Genomic DNA, 18,998 nt, shown 5'->3' on the forward strand with positions numbered 1-18,998 from the left:
ATGACTGCAAAGTTAGTCTTTTTATTAAGAAAATTAAAAATAAGCAGCAAAAAATTAGATAAAAATCATATTAAATAATCTATGGCAACTTTGTACAATATAAATAAAGGAATTATCTCAGCGCCTGCAATGTAGATGAGAAAATGAAGCGGCCGCAACGGGATTTTTTTTTCAATTATTCCATAACTTTTAACATATCGCGACAGGAACAGTAAAATAAGTAACAGGAAAGAAATATTCAATACAATTGGCAGCCATTCCGGATTGATAAAAGCCAGCAAAATGATAAGCGGCACCAAAAAAATGCCTGTCATTTTATTCACCAGGAAAATGGCAAAAATATACCCGTTCGTACTTTCCTGCACGTCTGATACCCACCCAAGAAATTTTAGCAGGCAAAATTTGATAAAATAAATGGTAGCTACCGACAAAATGCAAAATGGTAAAAGCACGGGACCTTTAAACAATTTGGGAGGATGGTAAAAATTGAAAAGGAGCCAAATGTAAATGCCCGCGGTAATGGCAAAAAATATATTTAAAATCAACGAAGGCAAAGTTGCTTGCCGCAGTTGGTCCGATAGCTGTGTTTGCCGCAGGGAAGTATTAAAATAAACCCTGAATAAATTTTTAAAATAGCCTGTAAAAAAGGTTCTGAAAAGGCCAAGAATCAATAGTACGATACACAGTACATAAAACAAAAACTCTTTGCCGCCGGCTGCATGAGCCTGTTCTTCAAAAAATACCGGTTTGCCGGTCGAATTAACATACGGATTTTTAGAAAGAATGATGCTGTCATAATTTATCACGGGCTTTATTATCGCGATAGCAGAATCAGTAAGGCTGTCAGTTTTTAGTTGCAAACTATCATTTGGGTTCAGAACGGCCGACGGGGCATTCGCTGAAATTTTGCTTTTATTTCCGGAATCCTGCAAAACAGGATTTGAAGTTATTTGTCCGTTTACTGTCCGCGGCTTTTTTTCGATCACGGCCCGGCTGGTATCTTGCGTTTTTACACTATCCCGCTGAGTTTGGCAAAAAGCGGCGCCGCTAAAAAGAACAAGAGAAACAAACACCAGGAAACCGCTGAAAAATTTCATTTTCATTTTGTCAAAAATAGTTGATATATCCAAAATGTATTTTAGAAGAATTTCTATGATCAAATTTTATATCATTGCGCTTTCCTACGGCGTAACTCAGGTTCAGCAAACCGAATCTGGTTTCAAATTCCAACCCGACACCGCCGCTGATAAATGAGTTGGAATAATCTGCAGCGCTGAATTTTGTTTTTGTAAAGCCGACATCAGAAAAACCGAAAAAATAAGAATTAATTCCCAGAAGATACCGGTACTCCCCGGTGAAAACCGCGTATTTATTAGCATAGATGCTCTCTTCATCAAATCCGCGAAGCAGGCGGTAGCCGCCAATTCTAAACAATTCATTTTGAAAATTCTGCGGGCTCTCTATCCATCCAAAGCTACCGGATGTTTTAAAAGCGGCTGCTTTGCCCAAGGGAAAAAAATGTGCAGCCGATGCAACAATCTTCAACTGGTAGGTTTTTGGTTTGATGGAATCATATAATGAATTAAAATCGAACCCGGGATTAGAAGGATCTTTCAGGTTCAGAATATCATTATTTTTTAGGGTTTTTTTTATGCCTGCTGTAGCCGTAATATCCACCTCGTTTCCTTTTCTCGGATTCAACCGGTAATTGGTATTTTGGAATTGATACCCAACGCCGATATTATTAGAGCGAACATCAATATTTGGCGGCAATATTTTTGAACTGATAATTTGGTTGGTATCCAGGCCGCCAGCCAGCAGGTAATTTTGTTCTGCCTGGTAAAAAAAATCAAGCGTTTTGTCCGCAGAAATAAAATATTGAATGCCCAGGATTCCTTTTAATTGCAGGTAAGAAGAATCTCTTTTCAATAAATCAAAAGAGAAATTAAATCCAAAGTTCGATTTTAAAACATAGGGAACAGAATAGCCCAGGTTAAGCCGCGGCGATTGAGGCTGAAGCTGTTGCCAGTTCAGTAAAATATTTTCGCCCGCGCCAAAACTGTTTTTCAAATCAAGATGAACATCAGCCGTCAGCGTGGATTTCTTTGTAATAGTATTTGCCGGTGCAAATCCGACCAGCACATTCACCTGGCTGCTTCGCTTGGGCTCAAGATACAAATTGAGCGTGGCGCCGCTTCCGAGCATGGTTACATCCCAGTTTTGCTGTTCCTGCAGAAATGGAAGTTGCTTCAGGTTAGTGGAAATTTTTTGCAATTGCGCATTATTATAAAGGCTGCCGTTATAAATGCCAAGATAATGTTGCAAAAACAGATTTTTAATTTTCACTTTACCATAAACACGGATGCTGTCTATATGGTACAAAGGCCCTTTGGTAACATGCAGCTCACCTTTTATCAAGTCATCTTTAAAAGAAATATTTTTCAGCGAAACAGAAGCGAATGGATAGCCGTTGTTTTCATAATAATCACTGATTTTTTTTTCCTGCAGCCTTAGTCTTAAAAAATCCATCGGCTTATTTTCGAATTGCCTGGAATTCCATCCCGTTCTTTCGAGCACCTCTTCATCAACACTGTCTGTACTAATTTGTGCCCACTTAAATTTTTCTCCTAAATATAATTTAACTTTTGCCTGCGAAGAATCATAAGTCACCAAATCCACAGAGGCCACCGGAAAGCCTTTGTTTAAAAGGCTTACAGGCAATTCGTTTATATATTTTTGCGCGGCTTGTTTATTTTCAAAATCTGTTTCCGGCTTCAGTTGCTGAAAATTAACGGAAGTATCTTTGCCGGATGCAGCATAGGTTACCGTATATTTTTTTTGACAAAAAGAACCATGCGGATTTACAAAAAGAAATAATAAAACGAGCGCAGCAATATAGCTCAGATATTTTGTGGTGGCTGGTTTCATCTTGAGCGCGTAAAGCTAAATTGATTTTGCGAAAACCGGTAGTTGTGCGGTTGTAAACAATAAATTAAAAATCCTTGGCCGGAATTTATATTCATATTCCTTTTTGCAGGCAGGCATGCTTTTATTGTAATTTCCATTTTTCTACTTCCATTGCCTATAAAAAAGAAATGTGTGAAAGCCTTGTAAAAGAAATCATTTTAAGAGGAGACAACTTAAAACAAAACAAACCTGGCGACCTTGCCATCCTTTCGTCCGCTCAAGAAAAAACAGAAACCATTTATTTCGGCGGAGGCACACCCAGCCTTCTTGATGAAAGTGAAATCGGCGATATACTGGATGCTATTCAAAAAAATTATAACGTAGATGCTGATGCAGAAATAACGCTGGAGGCCAACCCGGATGATATTAATGAAGAAAAATTGTTCGCCTGGAAAAAATCAGGAATTAACCGGTTAAGCATCGGCATTCAGTCGTTTGTTGACCGGGATTTGGTTTGGATGAACCGTGCGCACAATGCTGCGCAGGCCTTGCAATCCATTACGCTTGCAAAAGATGCCGGGTTTGATAATTTTTCGATTGACCTGATTTTTGGTACGCCTGGTTTGCCGGATGACGAATGGCAGAAAAATATCGCGATGGCGGTTGATTTAGATATTCCCCACATTTCTTCTTATGCATTGACCGTAGAGCCCAAAACGGCGCTGCAAAAAATGATTGAATTAAAAAAGAAAGAAAACACAGACAATGAAGCGCAGGCCCGGCAATTTGTAATTTTAATGAATTCGTTGCGCAATGCCGGTTATGAGCATTATGAGATTTCTAATTTTGCCAAACCGGGACATAGAAGCCGCCACAACAGCAGCTATTGGAAGGGAGAAAAATATATTGGCATTGGGCCTTCCGCCCATTCGTTCAATGGCAATGAAAGAAGCTGGAATAAAGCCAACAATATCATTTATATAAAATCATTACAACAAAATATCATCCCTTTTGAAAAGGAAATACTTACTGAAGCGCAGAAATTAAATGAATATATAATGACGTCCCTGCGCACGATGGAAGGAATGGACTTGGATGTAATCGAAAAAAAATTTTCTGTGAATGAAAAAAACAGGATTGAAAATTTGCTGCATAGCAAAGTAAAAAAAGAATATTTTCTTCAGGAAAAAAACCAGGTTACTCTGACAGATGAGGGGAAATTGTTTGCAGATTTTATATCGGTAACATTGTTTGCGGATTCAAATGAAGGAAAATAAAAAAAGCAGAAATTTCCTGCTTTATCATACAACGATTACTTTACCGCCTGCATACTCACCAGTTTTTTATAAAAGCCTTCCAACGCAATCAAAGTTAAGTTTGTTTTTTATTTACATCAATAAATCGTATAATAGCATGATAGTAATTGCAATTGATAATTCCTTTTTCATAAGTTTTTGACTAATCTTTTATTAAATGAAGTTGGAAACCTACAGAAATTTGAAACCCATTTCTAGTATTAATTTGGTCGCTGGGTGAATTGTCAATTGTAACTAAATTATGAGCGTATCCCAATAAAATTTCCAAACCGGCAGTAGAATTAAAAAAGACTTCCATCCCGCTCATTAAAGAAAAACTTTTATATTTTCCTTTATCACCACCAGTTACGAAATTGGTTCCAAATTGATAACATATATCAGATAACAAATTAAATTGTCTTTCATTACTTAAAAAATAATATCGCGCAAATGGTCCAATTTTATAACGAAAACCGTGTCCTATTGCACCGCTTATTCCCGGCGACGCTTGAGTCCAATGAGATTTTTCCCATGTCATATCAGGTCTTAATCCAATGGATAATTTATCTTTTAGAAAATAACCTATAGAAGCGGATAAATCTAAGTTTACGTCCTTATACTTGATAAAATTAGTAGGTGTGGTATTAGTTCGGTCATTTGTATAAAAACTTCCCGAACCGCCTACTAGCCAGGTTCCTTTTTCTAATTGAGCAAAAGATGAAGTGGTAATGAGCAAAGCAATCGTAATAAAAAAAATAGGTTTCATAATATGTAATGGTTATTTTACCGCCTGCATACTCACCAGCCTTTTATAAAACCCTTCCAGCGCAATCAAAGTCTCGTGGGTGCCGCGTTCTACGATTTTGCCTTTTTGCAAAACAATGATTTCATCAGCATGGCGAATCGTGCTTAGCCGGTGAGCAATTACCACGCTGGTACGGTTGTGCATCAGGTTATTTATCGCATCCTGCACCAGCTTTTCGCTTTCTGTATCCAGCGAAGAAGTGGCTTCATCGAGAATCAGTATCGGTGGATTTTTTAAGACCGCCCGCGCAATGGTGAGCCGTTGCTTTTCGCCGCCGCTTAATTTATTGCCTCTTTCACCGACGGAAGTATTATAGCCATTTTCTTTGGTAAGAATAAAATTGTGGGCGTTGGCAATTTTTGCGGCATTGATGATTTGCTCTTCAGAAACGTGGTCCATGCCGAGCGCAATATTATTGGCGATGGTATCATTAAACAAAATCGGCTCCTGCGTTACGATGCCCATCTGGTTGCGCAAAGATTTTAATGAATACTTTCTTATATCGGTGCCATCAATCAAAATTTCTCCTTCAACGGCATCGTGAAAACGCGGAATCAAATCCGCCAATGTGCTTTTGCCTGCGCCTGAAGAGCCTACCAATGCAATGGTTTTGCCTTTTTCTATTTTCAGATTGATATTTTGAAGAATCGTCTTGTCGCCATAGGAAAAGCCGACATTTTTGAATTCAAGGCTTTCTTCGAAATCTTTTAATATTACGGGATTTGGTATCTCTTTTATAGATACATCTTCCGCAATTAAATGTTCAATGCGTTCAATGCTTGCGGCTCCTTTCCTTATATTATAGGATGCTGCCGATAATGATTTTAGCGGCTGAATCACCTGCGAAAAAATTAATATGTAGGCTAAAAAATCGCCGGGATCCAGGAATGAATTCCGCAACACCAGTCGCCCGCCATACCACAACACACAAATGATAGCCACTATCCCCAACACTTCGCTTACCGGCGAGGCGAGGTCTCTTTTTCGAATCACGCGGTTTTTTAGATTTAAATATTCTTCGTTCTGCGTATCAAATTTGTGCGACTGCTTTTTTTCTGCATTGAAAGCTTTTATCACCCGGATGCCGCCCAGCGTTTCTTCAATCGTCGACAGAATCGCCCCAAGTTTTTCCTGTGCTTTTGTGCTTTTCTTCTTCAGCGTTCTGCCGATTCTGCCGATAATTAAACCCGAGAGCGGAAGAAAAAGAATCAGGAAAAAAGTTAGTTGTGGACTTAATACCACGAGGTAGGCAAAAAATAATAAAATAGTAACCGGCTCGCGAAAAAGCGTTTCCAAAAGGTTAATTACAGAACTCTCTACATCTGATAAATCATTGGTAAGGCGGCTCATGATGTCGCCTTTTTTTTGTTCGTTAAAATAGCCAATAGGCAGTTGCAGAATTTTTCGATACATATTGGTGCGCATATCATTCACCACCGAATTGCGCACCGGCGTAAGGAAATAGATCGCCATGTATAAAAAAACATTTTTGAGAAGAATAAAAGTTACAATGAGAATGCAGATGGCGGCCAATCCTTTAATATCTCCATTGGGTGTTTGCAGGGTTTGATTAAGCCATTCTTTAAAAAAATTTATCGGGTTAATGCGGGAAAGAAAGCCGGTATTTGAAGAAGCGGCTGAAAGTGTGTCTTGCTTTTTAAAAATCAACAATAAAAACGGGCTCAGAAGGCCCAGGGAAACTACCGAAAATATATTGGAAAGAATATTGCAGCCAAAATAAGCGAAAATTAATTTGGGGTATTTGCCAACATACCGAAAAATAGTCCGTAAACTTTTCATTAAAACTATTGAGAATGCTTAAATAAAATAAAATAGCAGCAAAGTAACTAATTTTACAAGGAACGATAATTACATATCATGACAGAAGGTAAGAGACAAAAGCAGGTGGCAAATGAGATTGCTAAGGAATTAAATGACCTATTTTTAAAAATGAGCCTCACGATGGTGGATGGCGGCATGGTATCCATCGCCTCGGTAAAAATGACGCCGGATTTGTACGAGGCAAGAATTTATTTAAGCCTTTTCCAGGTAAAAGATCCGCAGGCAGTTTTGGAAAAATTTAAAGAATTGAGCAGTGAAATACGCGGTGAATTGGGCAAAAGGATGCGCCACCAGTTACGGATTATTCCGCAGCTTACTTTTTACCTTGATGACACGCTTGATTATGTTTTTAAGATTGAAAAATTGCTGGATGATATTAAAAAGCAGGATCCGCACCAGGACAGCGGAAAAGATGGCCAGCCTTGATTTTTTTAATATTAACTTTCGTCTGATTTAACCAGTAAACGAACAAATAATTGCATTTTAAATTTGCATGGCGGTATTTTAAAGCAAAAAAAAGCACCAACGCCATCAATATTATTTCATGGGTAACTGCAGGCGTTATTGCCTTTTCTACCTTATGCCAGGTATTGGTTTTGAGTGTCTTTAATGGTTTTGAAGACCTTGTAAAATCTTTGTATTCTAATTTTTATTCGGATGTAAAAGTGGTGCCTGCCAAAGGGAAAACTTTTACCCTTACTCCGCAGCAGCTTCATAAAATTCATAGCCTGGCGGGCATCAAGGGCAGTTCTTTAAATATTGAAGAAAAAGCGCTGTTGCAAAACCAGGAACTTCAAACCGTAGTGTTGCTAAAAGGAGTGGATACAAATTATTACCGGGTATCAGGCGTTCCTCAAAAAATGTATGACGGCATTTTTAATACGGGCACGGTTGACAATCCCAAACTGATTTTGGGAGCCGGAATTGAAAATGCACTTGGTGTTCAGGCAGACAGGAATCTTTTACCGATCACAGTTTTTCTACCTAAAAAAACCAGTTCCAATAATCCCCTCGAATCTTTGAGTGAAGGAAATGCAACCACTTCCGGAAGCTTTGCTATCCAGCAGGATTTTGATAATAAATATGTAATTACGAATCTTCCTTTTATGCGGCAACAAATGAATTATCAGCCTGATGAATACAGCGCCTTGGAAATTTCGTTAACCAATCCGTCCAGTTCGGGTGATTTCATTAATGAACTCCAAAAGATTTTGGGTGCTAATTATAAAGTGCTTACCAAATATGAACAAAATATGAGCCTGTATAATTCTATGCGGCTTGAAAAATGGTTCATTTATGCTGTGCTCACTATGATTTTGATAATAGCGGCATTTAATATGGTTGGCGCCTTAACCATGCTGGTGTTGGAAAAGAGAAAAGACATCAGTGTATTGCAGTCGTTAGGCGCTGATAAGTCTTTAATAAAAAAAATATTTTTGAGTGAAGGAATTTTGCTGGCGGTGATTGGCGCAGGCACGGGAATCGTACTGGCACTTATTATCGTTTTTTTACAAACGAAATACCATCTTATCAAACTTGCCGGCAATTCTTTTTTGATTGATTATTTCCCGGTAAAACCACAATTGACGGATTTTATTCTCGTAATTCTGACTGCTTTGGTAATAGCTTTTATAGCATCCTGGTTCCCGGCCACCAAGGCATCAAAACAGATGTTTAACCTGAAATCATGATAAATTCAGTACGCGTTTAAAAATAAAGTTTTAAAAAAGCTTTGATATTTCAATCTAAAATATAATTTTGCTCTCTCAAACCTCTGAAGACCCCATAATTCCTTTTATTTTTTTCCATTTCATCTTCTGAAAAGCGTGTGCTAACCCGGTAGTTTTTTACAATCCGGCTGTTGCCAAAACTCCCAATGTTCCATAAAACATAAGCTGATTCTACATCATAAACATCCCTGTTCCTCGAAGAAGCCTGTCTCTGAAAATGTTTTCCAAGATTATATGATAAACGTTCTCATTTATCATTAACCGCAGAATCAACAACCATGAAATTTTTTACACCCGGGGTTAGAAACGCAAACAAATTAAAAAGAACTTTTATTGCTGCCTTTCTCATAATAATCACTTATTCCGCACAGGCTCAAATCCGCACTTACAGCCAGGTTTATTCTGACAACATCAAAGGCGGCACCACCATTATAGGAAATACATTGCTGAATATTGTCAGCAATAATAAAGTGGACACTTTTAAGATGAATAACAATCGCAGCAATGGCAGCAGCGCTTATGGCAATGATGATGAAGATATGGAAAACATTGATATTGACGGTAATGCCGGAAACGGGAAAGCTACCAGGAATTCTTCCAGCGCTGACCTGATACTCCCTGCAGGAACCAATACCATCAAACTGGCGCGCCTATATTGGGGAGGCCGCGTGAAAGATTCGGAATTTGATCTGTCATCTAACCAAAACAGGACGGTAAAAATCCGTAAGGGCACAACCGATACTTATTCAAATGTGACTGCCCTGGGTCTAGATAAAACGCCTATCAGCAATACTTTTGGCTATTCTGAATACCAGGCTTATGCAGACATTACGGCTTTTATCAAAAATAACGGGGCCGGAACTTATGAAATAGGAAATGTTCCATTAAGCGTGGGTGCTGTTTCAAATGGCGGCAATCACGGCGGTTGGAGCATCGTGGTGGTTTATGAAAACAATAATGAGCCTTATAACAGCGTAAGGGTATACGATGGATTCCAGCAGGTTTATAGTGCCGGAAATCCCACTACCACCACGGTTACATTAACAGGGCTTGATGTTCCCTCAGGAACTATGGCAGCCGATGACGCCAAAATGGGTGTAGTGGCGTGGGAAGGCGATGCCAACCTTACCGGAGATTTTTTAAGAATTAATGGCAATACTTTTTCAAATGCAACCAATGCTTCAGATAATCCATGGAATGGCACTATTACAGACAATGGAAAACATGTGACCACAAAAAATCCTAACTATACCAACCAAATGGGGATTGATATAGATATGTTTAATGTGGGCAGCGGTTATGGTATTTTACCAAATGCGAACTCTGTAACGCTGCAATTTGGAACTGAGCAGGATCAATACTATCCAGGTGTTTTTACATTCAACATCAAGATGAAAGATCCGACTATTACTCTTGATAAAACCGTTACTGACGCTAACAAAAATCATTTAGCCGAAAGCGGCGAAACGCTTACCTACACCTTAAAGGGAGCAAATACCGGAGTTGGAAATGCAAGTGGAGTGATTGTCTCAGATACGCTGCCTTCAACCATAAGCTACAAACCCGGAACCTTAAAAATAATCAGCTCTCCGGGGATTGCCCCCGGCATACAGACAGACAAAGCTGGTGACGATTTTGCCGAATACATTTCCAAGAATGGCGTTAATTCAGTTTCTTTCAGAATTGGTACCGGCGCCACAGCTACCGAAGGCGGCACATTGGCTGCCGGGCAATCTTACGAAGTTCAGTTTCAGGTGACGGTAAATGACCCCGGCAACGGAAAGGCTGTTCCTTCTATCATGAACATTGCACGTGTTACTTCCCAATCAGATGCCGGCGTTAAATTTGTGGACGACGGAACCGCCATCATCAACCCTGAAGCGGGCCCGCTGCCGGTAACGCTGGTAAAATTCACCGCTAAATTATTGCAGTCAAACCAGGTGCAAATTGACTGGAGCACTTCAATGGAGCTTAACTGTAAGAACTTCATCGTAGAAAGAAGTTATGATGGAAATGTGTTCACCGGTGTGCAAACAATTGATGGCAACGGGAATTCCAATTTATTGCACAACTATTCAGCTACAGATGATTTACATTCATTTACCGGAACTACTGCTTATTACCGTTTGAAACAGATTGATTTTGACGGAAGAGGATATGTTTCAAAAATTATCCCGGTAAAATTAAAATCTGCCGCTAACAAAACTATCATTTCTCCAAATCCATTTTCAGATTATATCAATATCAATACGCAATGGCAAAATGCGGAAATAGCAACCATAACCATTTTTAATGTACAAGGTAAAATGGTGGTTTCAAAACAGGTCTCATTGAACAAAGGAAATAATGACATCAGAATTGACAATCTTTCAAATCTTCCTGCCGGAAATTATTACCTCCAGTTGTCATCTGCCACTCAAAAAATTATTGAGAAGATAGCTAAATAATTAAATCGTGAATCCCTTACCAAAGCCACCCGCACAAGGTGGCTTTTTGCTTTTTATTAAAAATAAAAATCCGGGTTATTTATGTGTTTACTGTTCCAGACATAAATAAGACACCATCAAAAAAGGCGTGATTGTTGCGGAGCAAAACGGGAATGGGTTTTTTTTGGATCACTGTGATCAATCATAAATTTTGTATTTAAAAATTAAAAAGAATGAAAATTAAATCTTTAGGCACACAAGGATTAACCGCTTCTGAAATGGGACTTGGCTGTATGGGAATGAGCGATTTTTACGGCTCACAAAATGACGATGAATCTATAAAAACAATTCATAGCGCCTTCGATCTGGGCATTACATTTTTCGATACTGCAGATATGTATGGCCCTTTTAAAAATGAAATTTTAGTCGGCAAGGCTATTAAGCCGTTTCGGAATGAAATTACGCTGGCCACCAAATTTGGCATCTTACGAGACCCAGTTGATCCTAAAAAAAGAGGCGTTAACGGAAAGCCCGAATACGTGAAAAGCGCGTGTGAAGCCAGCCTTAAGCGATTGGATGTAGAAGTAATTGATTTATATTATTTGCATAGAAAAGACCCCGCAACGCCCATTGAAGAAACCATAGGCGCTATGGGCGAGTTGGTTAAAGAAGGGAAAGTAAAAGCCATAGGCGTGAGCGAGTTGAATGTTGACACGCTTCGCAAAGCACATGCTACCTTTCCCATTACCGCTTTGCAATCGGAATACAGCTTGTGGTCGCGCGAGCCTGAAGCAGAAATTTTGCCGGCGTGCAACGAATTAGGAATTGCGTTTGTGGCCTACAGCCCGCTCGGGCGCGGATTTCTTACCGGGCAAATCAAAACTTTTGAAGACCTGGAAGAAGACGATTTCCGGCGCAATTCGCCGCGCTTTATGGGGGAAAATTTTAATAAAAATCTTAACCTGGTAAAAAAAGTAGAAGCCATCGCAAAAGAAAAAAACTGCACGCCGGCCCAGTTGGCGCTGGCCTGGGTGATGGCGCAGGAAGATTTTATTTTTCCGATTCCGGGAACAAAGAGAGTAAAATACCTGGAAGAAAATGTGAAAGCGACGGAGATTCATTTATCAGAAAAAGATTTAAGAGAAATTGAAGAAGTGTTTCCTGAAAATGCCGCATCCGGGTTGCGCTATACAGAAGCAGGAATGAAAACGGTGGATTTGTGAATCAACATTCAGGGCTGAATTAGTTTGTAGGCCGAGGGCAAAATTTCAATTGAAAATTCTTTGCTGGTTTCTGCCGGATCGCCATCAATATGCAAGGGAGCCAGCCCGGGATTTTCGATTTTTAATTTGTTGGTTTGAAAATAAAGAATGTTTTTCTTCTGCAGTTCTGCTTTAGAAAAGTGATGAACTTTTCCTGAAATAATTTGTTGCGCAAAAGACAAAACCGCCTGTGTTTTATTTGTTTTTTGTAAAACCACAATATCAAGCAAACCATCGCAAATACTGGCTTCCGGCGCCACTTTAAAATTATTTCCAAACTGGTTACTGTTGGCAATGCTGATAAAAAATGCATCCAGATTGATTTTTTTTTCATCAGCCTCAATTGTAAAAGGATAAGTTTTTGCAGACAAAAAATTCTTTATCGCAATCTTCGTGTACGCATGAAGCCCTCTCGTTTTTCCTTCAGAAAAATCATGCGCCACTTTTGCGTCAAAACCTAAGCCGCTTACATGAACACTCAACTTGTTGTTAATCAAAAAAGCATCGGTACATTTTGATTTTCCTGCAAAAATTATATCAATTGCTTTATCAACTGAATTAGGGATTCCTGCAGTTCTTGCCAGGCCATTTCCTGAGCCCAATGGAATGATGCCCACATTTACATTCGCGTTTAAAACCGAAGAAACAATGTGCCTGATGCTTCCGTCACCGCCCGCAATGGCAATGTCAGTTACGCCGTCGTCACGCGTTTTATCATGCAAAAAATTATAATTGCCCTCTTTGGAAGTAAATAAAATTTCAAAGGAAATATTATTCGATTCACATTTTTGAATGATCTTTTTTTCAAGATCCATCTTGCTCTTTGTGCCTGAAACCGGGTTAATGAAAAATAAAATTTTACGGTTCATTCTCGAAAATTATTGGGCAAAAATTTAGTTATAATTTCATGTAGTCAGTTCTTTCCATAGCAAGTCTTTCAGTTCAACGAGCCCTTTATGAGTAACAGATGAAATAAAAATGTGTGGAATATTTGCCGGTAGTTCCTTTTCAATGGCGTCTTTCAATTCATTATCCAGCATATCACTTTTACTGATAGCGATTAAAAATTTTTTGTCGAGCAATTCGGGATTGTATTCCTTCAATTCGTTTTTAAGAATCTCAAATTCTTTTTTATGATCGTTGCTATCTGCCGGAATCAAAAAAAGCAACACCGGGTTTCGTTCAATATGCCGTAAAAACCGGTGTCCAAGGCCTTTGCCTTCAGCCGCGCCTTCGATAATACCAGGCAAATCGGCTACACAAAAGCTCCTGCTGTCCCTGTAAGGAACCATGCCAAGCTGGGGCGATAAAGTCGTGAAAGCATAATCCGCAATTTTGGGTTTGGCTGCCGTAATTACAGAAAGTAAAGTTGATTTTCCCGCGTTGGGAAATCCTACCAAACCTACGTCAGCCAGCACTTTCAATTCGAGGCTTACGAAGCTCTCATCGCCCGGTTCGCCGGGTTGCGCATGCTGCGGCGCCTGGTTGGTAGGTGTGGCAAAATGAGCATTGCCCTGGCCGCCCCTGCCGCCGCTCATTAGTATTTTTTCTTCGCCATCTTCCAGTATTTCTGTTTGCTTGCCGGTTTCTTCAATGGTAGCAATCGTTCCCAAAGGCACTTCAATGATTATGTCTTTTCCATCGTGGCCGGTGCAATTGTTCTTGCTTCCGTTTTCACCATTTTCTGCAAAAACATTTTTAAAATACCGCAAATGCAAAAGTGTCCACAGGTTTTTATTTCCTTTTAAAATGATATGGCCGCCACGGCCTCCATCGCCGCCATCGGGGCCTCCAAAAGCTGTAAGCTTATTTCTTAAAAAATGCCTGCTGCCTGCGCCGCCGTGGCCGCTTCTGCAAAAAATTTTTATCAGATCAATAAAATTGGATTTGTCCATCCGGTAAATTTCGTAAACTTTTTAAGAACCTTTTTTGTAATGTTACACGAAAAAAATTATGATTAAAACAATAACTTTTGCAGGTGTCCTGTTTTTATTTGGCTGTGCGGCTCATAAAAATGTAAAAGTTACTAATCAAATCCCTTCATGCCTTCGGTCAAAAGTTGATTCAATGTCGGCCAATGCAAGCATAGGAGCGCCGCAATCCATTACCCGCTATAGCTTCCATGGAAAAACGGTTTACTATCTAAAGTCAGCTTGCTGCGACAAATATAATATTGTGTATGACAGCGCGTGTAATCTTTTAGGATTTCCGGATGGAGGATTCACTGGCAAGGGCGATGGGAAAATGGTGGATTTTCACAGGGAAGCAACAGATGGAAAAATAGTGTGGAAGAAGGAATAAGTTTGAGCAAAACTTAAATAAATTCAGGCTTATTTGTCCGTTCACTGTAAAAATCATTTGGGAATTATTTTCGTGTAGCCATGACCGTTATAAGACTTTTTTCTTTTCTCATTGCGGGGCAAACAAAAAGAACCTGAGGAATTGAATGGCCCTTTGCCGAAGCATCTCCTAACCAAAATCAATTTCTATTGTGAATTGCTTCTTGCTGGCATTTTATCAAAAATAAAAACTATCAGCCTCCCGCAATCACGGGTTAAAATATTCAAACTAAATTTTTTCCAGTTCTGAAGCAGGTTCCCTTAAAAAAAGCGACAAGATGATTATTTTGGTTGAAGATAGATACATGATAAATCCCGGTAGATTTTCCATTATGAATTTCTTTTGCTTCGGCGGTTAAAACATCATCCACATGCACTGGTTTTATAAAATTGATGGAGGTATCAAGCGCTACAGATAAATTATTTCGATTGTTACATGCGAAGGCGAATGCACTATCAGCAAGAGAAAAAGCAACCCCGCCATGAACAATTCCAAATCCGTTAATCATCTCTTTCCTTACGGTCATTTTTAATTTGCTATGGCCGGGCGCTACTTCTAACACTTCAATGCCAAGCCATTTACTGAAAAGATCATTTTCTGTTAATTGATGCACCACCTTAGTGGCCAGTTCGTTTTCCGCCATAATAATTTTTTGATATCAATTTACAGAAATAAAAACCAATGGATGAAAAGAACACGAACGGAACTACGCCAAGATTCAGCGTTGCAGTAAAGAAATAAATAAAACAATTTTTTATTTTCATCTTTTGCCAGGTGAAAATCTTCTTAAACCAGGTATAGCAATCATTTTAAAAAATTATTGCCCAATGTCGCCCAATATAGAATTTATGAATCCTGTTATTTTTTATAATTATTATATTTGAAGAAGAAAACACAACAATTATTTATTTACCAATTAAAATTCAATTCCATGTCAGAAAAAAAACAGGATATTAAGGAGTCATCCGTTTCACGAAGAAATTTTATCCGTAACACTTCCCTCGCTGCTGCTGGTTTTTATATTGTGCCACGCCATGTGTTGGGAAGGGGTTTTGTAGCGCCCAGTGATAAATTATTAATTGCGGGCGTTGGCGCGGGAGGAAAGGGAGGTGATGACGATCGCCATTTTGCAAAAACGGGCAAGGCAGAAATCGCTTTTCTTTGTGATGTAGATGATCGCCAGGCAGTACAAAACCGCAAACTTTTCCCCAAAGCAAAATATTACCACGACTGGCGCGAAATGTTTGATAAAGAACACAAGAACTTTGATGCGGTTGACGTAGGTATCCCGGATCATAATCACGCAGTGGTAGGTTTTCATGCGATGCAATTAGGCAAACACGTGTATGTACAAAAACCTTTGACCCACGATATCTGGGAAGCGTATATGATGGGTGAAGCCGCAAAGAGATATAAGGTGGTTACCCAGATGGGCGACCAGGGAACATCGGGCGATGGTGTTCGCCAATTAAGAGAATGGTATGAAGCAGGAATTATTGGTGAAGTACATACAGTTCATTGTTGGACAAACCGGCCAGTGTGGCCGCAGGGAGTTCCATGGCCAACAAAAAACCCACCGGTACCAGACGGGCTCAACTGGGATCTCTGGCTCGGAACCGCGCAGGAGCATCCGTATGAAGATATGATAGTACCATTTAACTGGCGAGGATGGTGGGATTTTGGAACCGGCGCAATCGGCGATATGGCTTGCCATATTGTTGGCCCGGTGTTTAAAGTGCTTGGGCTTGGATTCCCCACAGAGGTGGTAAGTAGTGTAAGCACACCTTATGTTGATAACTGGCAACAGGCGTATTATCCACAAAGTGGTCCGGTATCTTCTTCTTCTCATCTTAAGTTTAAAGGAAAAACCGGCCAGGATATTAGCCTTAGCTGGATGGACGGTGGCATTCAGCCGCCACGCCCCGCAGAGCTTGGCCCCAACGAAGTAATGGGAGGTAAAGGAGATAAAGGAAATGGGGTAATTTTCGAAGGCACAAAAGGTAAAATGATGTGTGGCGTTTATGGCCAGGATCCGCAATTACTGCCTACTTCCCGAACCAAAGAAGTGAGCGTTCCTCAAAAATATCCGCGCGTGCCGGGTGGTGAAAACGGGCATTATGGCCAGTGGGTGGAAGCCTGCCTTGCAGGTTATGGCAACATGGAAGTAGATTCACCATTTGTGGAATATGCAGTTCCGCTTACGCAAAGTATATTGATGGCCAACCTGGCTATCCGTAGTTTTGATTACCGGGAACCAACCGCTGATGGCAAAGGATTTACTTATCCTGGCCGTGGCATTACGCTCACGTGGGATGCTGAAAACAGGAGGGTGACCAATTTTGATCCTGCCAACCAATTTGTAAAACGCACTTACCGCGAAGGATGGCCTGAATTAAAATTCTAGACTTATTTTGGAGAAAAAGAAAGAGGCTGTTTCAAATACAAATCATCGTTATAGTCGACGGCAGGTTTGATTTGAGGCAGCCTTTTTAATGTTTCAAATTATTTTGAATTCATCTTTTGAATTCAGTGAACGAACAAATAAAATGAATTTGTTTTTGTTTTCTGAAAGATTAACTGAAACAATAAATCCGGCAACTGAAAACGGAAAACATTTATGAAACAAATTCCACTCATCTTCTCATTCCTCTTCGCCACCGGGCTGCAGGCGCAGACAGGAAAGCTATCTGGTTCATACATTGAAAATTTCAACGATCCGGCTTTACATGATTTCAGGTATGGCTCTACCGGAACTAAAGAGGCATTTAAATGGCAAACAGGTGTTGTTTCCAAAACGGAACCCGCCACCAAAGTGCTGCTGTTCAAAATCGATCCGCAAGATAGTGCGGGCGCTGGCCGTGGCCCGGAAATTATATCGAACGGACTTACTTCTTTTGGTACTTATTCCGCGCGGCTGAAAGTACCGGATGTAAAAAAGATGCAGCCGAATACTGGCGCCGTGGTTGGTTATTTTACCTATTATATGGATAGCATTTACGGCCTTAGTGAAATTGATTTTGAATGGCTGGTGGCTGATCCTTCCATCGTGTATATAGGCACGTGGACTGGCAGCAGGGGCAAGCTTCACCGCATCGGGCGCACCATCAATTTGGCGAAAGGAATAATTTACAATACGATTTATAAGGAAGGCTATAAAGGAACGCCTACCTCCTTTACCGGCGCTCAAAACCAGCCGGATTCGATTGAGGCGATTAATGGTTACGATGCTTCATCGCAGTTTTATACATACGGGTTTGACTGGTATCCGGATCACATCACCTGGTGGATGATTCATCCCGTAACAGGAAAGAAAATTATATTATGGGATTACCGGGGTTCTCAAAGAGGCATACCTCAGCATCCATCATATTACAGGATGAACTTTTGGCATACCAACGACTGGGCGGTTGAAACGAATCCTGCCTCCATTGAGAAGCCATTGCATCCGTATGAACTGGAAGTGGATTGGATGAAGTATGAGGCAGGAAAGTAGTAAGAGGTAGGGAAAGAACGAGGTTTCAAATCGTAAACCGTTTGCTAAACAGTAATTATGAATTTTTCTTTGTTCACTGCACGGAAGGATATTAAAATTGAAGATGCCTAATTTGTTTTATAGCGGTATTATAATTGAATTTGGCTGCGACTGTTGTTTCTCTAATGTCCAAAATAATGGAGTATAGCGATACTTAATCCCAGGCAACATTCGATTATCATCATCGAATCATAATAAGTTCCTGCCGAGCCTGCTTTTATCCTTGAATATAATCGTCCAAGTCCTGAAAAAAATACAGTGATGGCGATAAAATACAATAAATCACCCGCCTGGCTTGAATGAATTGTAACCCAAAGCATTAAAAAGCCTAACCCCAAATAAATACCACTTAAAAACCGAAAAAGGTTGTCCAACCTTGGTTGAACAGGTAATGAATCCGGCAAAAAAGATTTTGCTCCTTTTGTGAGTAAGTTTATGCCGCCCAAAAAGCAAATGGTTGTTACCATCCCTAAAATAATTTTTAATGTTAATTCCATACATTAATTGTTTTAATTCAATTACTAATTCTAACAAAGGGTCTCCTGTTCATTTTGTATGAGAAGTTACCTCACTTTTTCATTGCTCAAGGCGAACAAAGACTTTTTTATTTATCCTAAAACAAACAAAGCGGCAAGGCTGCCCAAAAGTAAATGAAGGTATTGGGAATCGCTTAAATGAGATTTTATTCCAATTCTGACCGAATAAAAAAGGCTGCCTCACACTTTCAAGACAGCCTCTTCTGGCTTCAATTTCAACGAATTACTTACCTTCTTTTATCAACCGGATAGTTACTTTATCACTACCCTGCAGAAACTCTGCAATGTAGATGCCCGGATGGTAATTGCCAGCCAACTGAATA

General features: G+C 39.8%; 16 protein-coding genes. 8 read left to right on the forward strand and 8 right to left on the reverse strand.

All coding sequences use genetic code 11. The features are described from left to right. Positions 1-65: 65 nt before the first annotated feature. Complete coding sequence (locus EFY79_RS15750) at positions 66-1,097, reverse strand: DUF4271 domain-containing protein (RefSeq protein WP_158605228.1); 1,032 nt, start codon at positions 1,095-1,097, stop codon at positions 66-68. A gap of 10 nt (positions 1,098-1,107) precedes the next feature. Next, on the reverse strand, positions 1,108-2,928 hold the full coding sequence (locus EFY79_RS15755) for a BamA/TamA family outer membrane protein (RefSeq protein ID WP_123121680.1): 1,821 nt from the start codon (positions 2,926-2,928) through the stop codon (positions 1,108-1,110). Positions 2,929-3,002: 74 nt separating this feature from the next. Here EFY79_RS15755 and hemW point away from each other — a divergent pair, with 74 nt between their 5' ends. Further along, positions 3,003-4,184: a radical SAM family heme chaperone HemW gene (gene hemW, locus EFY79_RS15760; protein ID WP_123121681.1), complete on the forward strand. Its 1,182-nt coding sequence runs from the start codon at positions 3,003-3,005 to the stop codon at positions 4,182-4,184. A 181-nt stretch (positions 4,185-4,365) separates the two neighbouring features. Here hemW and EFY79_RS15770 read toward each other — a convergent pair whose 3' ends face one another. Next, the gene (locus tag EFY79_RS15770) at positions 4,366-4,968 is read right to left on the reverse strand and encodes a hypothetical protein (protein WP_123121683.1); all 603 of its coding nucleotides are present in this window, start codon (positions 4,966-4,968) and stop codon (positions 4,366-4,368) included. A 12-nt stretch (positions 4,969-4,980) separates the two neighbouring features. Further along, complete coding sequence (locus tag EFY79_RS15775) at positions 4,981-6,807, reverse strand: ABC transporter ATP-binding protein (protein ID WP_123121684.1); 1,827 nt, start codon at positions 6,805-6,807, stop codon at positions 4,981-4,983. 78 nt (positions 6,808-6,885) lie between these two features. Here EFY79_RS15775 and rbfA point away from each other — a divergent pair, with 78 nt between their 5' ends. The 4 genes from rbfA (at position 6,886) to EFY79_RS15795 (ending at position 12,228) form a co-directional block, all read left to right on the forward strand. Then, on the forward strand, positions 6,886-7,275 hold the full coding sequence (gene rbfA / locus EFY79_RS15780) for a 30S ribosome-binding factor RbfA (RefSeq protein ID WP_123121685.1): 390 nt from the start codon (positions 6,886-6,888) through the stop codon (positions 7,273-7,275). 50 nt (positions 7,276-7,325) lie between these two features. Further along, a complete protein-coding gene (locus tag EFY79_RS15785) occupies positions 7,326-8,540 on the forward strand; it encodes an FtsX-like permease family protein (RefSeq protein ID WP_123121686.1) in 1,215 nt (404 codons plus the stop codon). Between the two features lie 317 nt (positions 8,541-8,857). Next, complete coding sequence (locus EFY79_RS15790; protein ID WP_123121687.1) at positions 8,858-11,026, forward strand: T9SS type A sorting domain-containing protein; 2,169 nt, start codon at positions 8,858-8,860, stop codon at positions 11,024-11,026. Positions 11,027-11,238: 212 nt separating this feature from the next. Further along, entirely contained in the window at positions 11,239-12,228 is a 990-nt protein-coding gene (locus EFY79_RS15795) for an aldo/keto reductase (RefSeq protein ID WP_123121688.1), read from the forward strand. Positions 12,229-12,236: 8 nt separating this feature from the next. Here the strand turns inward: EFY79_RS15795 and EFY79_RS15800 are convergent, their stop codons facing one another. Continuing rightward, positions 12,237-13,136: a diacylglycerol/lipid kinase family protein gene (locus EFY79_RS15800; protein ID WP_123121689.1), complete on the reverse strand. Its 900-nt coding sequence runs from the start codon at positions 13,134-13,136 to the stop codon at positions 12,237-12,239. Between the two features lie 36 nt (positions 13,137-13,172). Continuing rightward, a complete protein-coding gene (gene obgE, locus EFY79_RS15805) occupies positions 13,173-14,162 on the reverse strand; it encodes a GTPase ObgE (RefSeq protein WP_123121690.1) in 990 nt (329 codons plus the stop codon). A gap of 58 nt (positions 14,163-14,220) precedes the next feature. Between obgE and EFY79_RS15810 the strand changes: the two genes are divergently transcribed. Continuing rightward, positions 14,221-14,568 (forward strand): DUF6970 domain-containing protein, encoded by a 348-nt coding sequence (locus EFY79_RS15810; RefSeq protein ID WP_199727554.1) that lies wholly within the window; start codon positions 14,221-14,223, stop codon positions 14,566-14,568. 262 nt (positions 14,569-14,830) lie between these two features. On the opposite strand, the gene paaI is transcribed toward EFY79_RS15810, so the two are convergent. Next, the gene (gene paaI, locus EFY79_RS15815; RefSeq protein ID WP_123121691.1) at positions 14,831-15,250 is read right to left on the reverse strand and encodes a hydroxyphenylacetyl-CoA thioesterase PaaI; all 420 of its coding nucleotides are present in this window, start codon (positions 15,248-15,250) and stop codon (positions 14,831-14,833) included. A gap of 288 nt (positions 15,251-15,538) precedes the next feature. Here paaI and EFY79_RS15820 point away from each other — a divergent pair, with 288 nt between their 5' ends. Together EFY79_RS15820 and EFY79_RS15825 are read left to right on the forward strand one after the other, a co-directional pair. Then, positions 15,539-17,011, forward strand: coding sequence for a Gfo/Idh/MocA family protein (locus tag EFY79_RS15820; protein ID WP_123121712.1), 1,473 nt, complete (start codon positions 15,539-15,541; stop codon positions 17,009-17,011). Between the two features lie 213 nt (positions 17,012-17,224). Further along, on the forward strand, positions 17,225-18,100 hold the full coding sequence (locus EFY79_RS15825) for a glycoside hydrolase family 16 protein (RefSeq protein ID WP_123121692.1): 876 nt from the start codon (positions 17,225-17,227) through the stop codon (positions 18,098-18,100). A gap of 161 nt (positions 18,101-18,261) precedes the next feature. On the opposite strand, the gene EFY79_RS15830 is transcribed toward EFY79_RS15825, so the two are convergent. Further along, on the reverse strand, positions 18,262-18,636 hold the full coding sequence (locus EFY79_RS15830) for a DUF4345 domain-containing protein (RefSeq protein ID WP_123121693.1): 375 nt from the start codon (positions 18,634-18,636) through the stop codon (positions 18,262-18,264). Between the last annotated feature and the right edge of the window lie 362 nt (positions 18,637-18,998).

It is taken from the genome of Hanamia caeni (genome assembly GCF_003721595.1).
Classification (GTDB): Bacteria; Bacteroidota; Bacteroidia; order Chitinophagales; family Chitinophagaceae; genus Ginsengibacter; species Ginsengibacter caeni.

Coding starts and splice junctions, on each gene's coding strand:
- EFY79_RS15750 (WP_158605228.1), bottom strand. CDS start 1,097: ATGAAATTTTTCAGCGGTTTCCTGGTGTTTGTTTCTCTTGTTCTTTTT.
- EFY79_RS15755 (WP_123121680.1), bottom strand. CDS start 2,928: ATGAAACCAGCCACCACAAAATATCTGAGCTATATTGCTGCGCTCGTT.
- EFY79_RS15770 (WP_123121683.1), bottom strand. CDS start 4,968: ATGAAACCTATTTTTTTTATTACGATTGCTTTGCTCATTACCACTTCA.
- EFY79_RS15775 (WP_123121684.1), bottom strand. CDS start 6,807: ATGAAAAGTTTACGGACTATTTTTCGGTATGTTGGCAAATACCCCAAA.
- rbfA (WP_123121685.1), top strand. CDS start 6,886: ATGACAGAAGGTAAGAGACAAAAGCAGGTGGCAAATGAGATTGCTAAG.
- EFY79_RS15790 (WP_123121687.1), top strand. CDS start 8,858: ATGAAATTTTTTACACCCGGGGTTAGAAACGCAAACAAATTAAAAAGA.
- EFY79_RS15795 (WP_123121688.1), top strand. CDS start 11,239: ATGAAAATTAAATCTTTAGGCACACAAGGATTAACCGCTTCTGAAATG.
- EFY79_RS15800 (WP_123121689.1), bottom strand. CDS start 13,136: ATGAACCGTAAAATTTTATTTTTCATTAACCCGGTTTCAGGCACAAAG.
- obgE (WP_123121690.1), bottom strand. CDS start 14,162: ATGGACAAATCCAATTTTATTGATCTGATAAAAATTTTTTGCAGAAGC.
- EFY79_RS15810 (WP_199727554.1), top strand. CDS start 14,221: ATGATTAAAACAATAACTTTTGCAGGTGTCCTGTTTTTATTTGGCTGT.
- paaI (WP_123121691.1), bottom strand. CDS start 15,250: ATGGCGGAAAACGAACTGGCCACTAAGGTGGTGCATCAATTAACAGAA.
- EFY79_RS15820 (WP_123121712.1), top strand. CDS start 15,539: ATGTCAGAAAAAAAACAGGATATTAAGGAGTCATCCGTTTCACGAAGA.
- EFY79_RS15825 (WP_123121692.1), top strand. CDS start 17,225: ATGAAACAAATTCCACTCATCTTCTCATTCCTCTTCGCCACCGGGCTG.
- EFY79_RS15830 (WP_123121693.1), bottom strand. CDS start 18,636: ATGGAATTAACATTAAAAATTATTTTAGGGATGGTAACAACCATTTGC.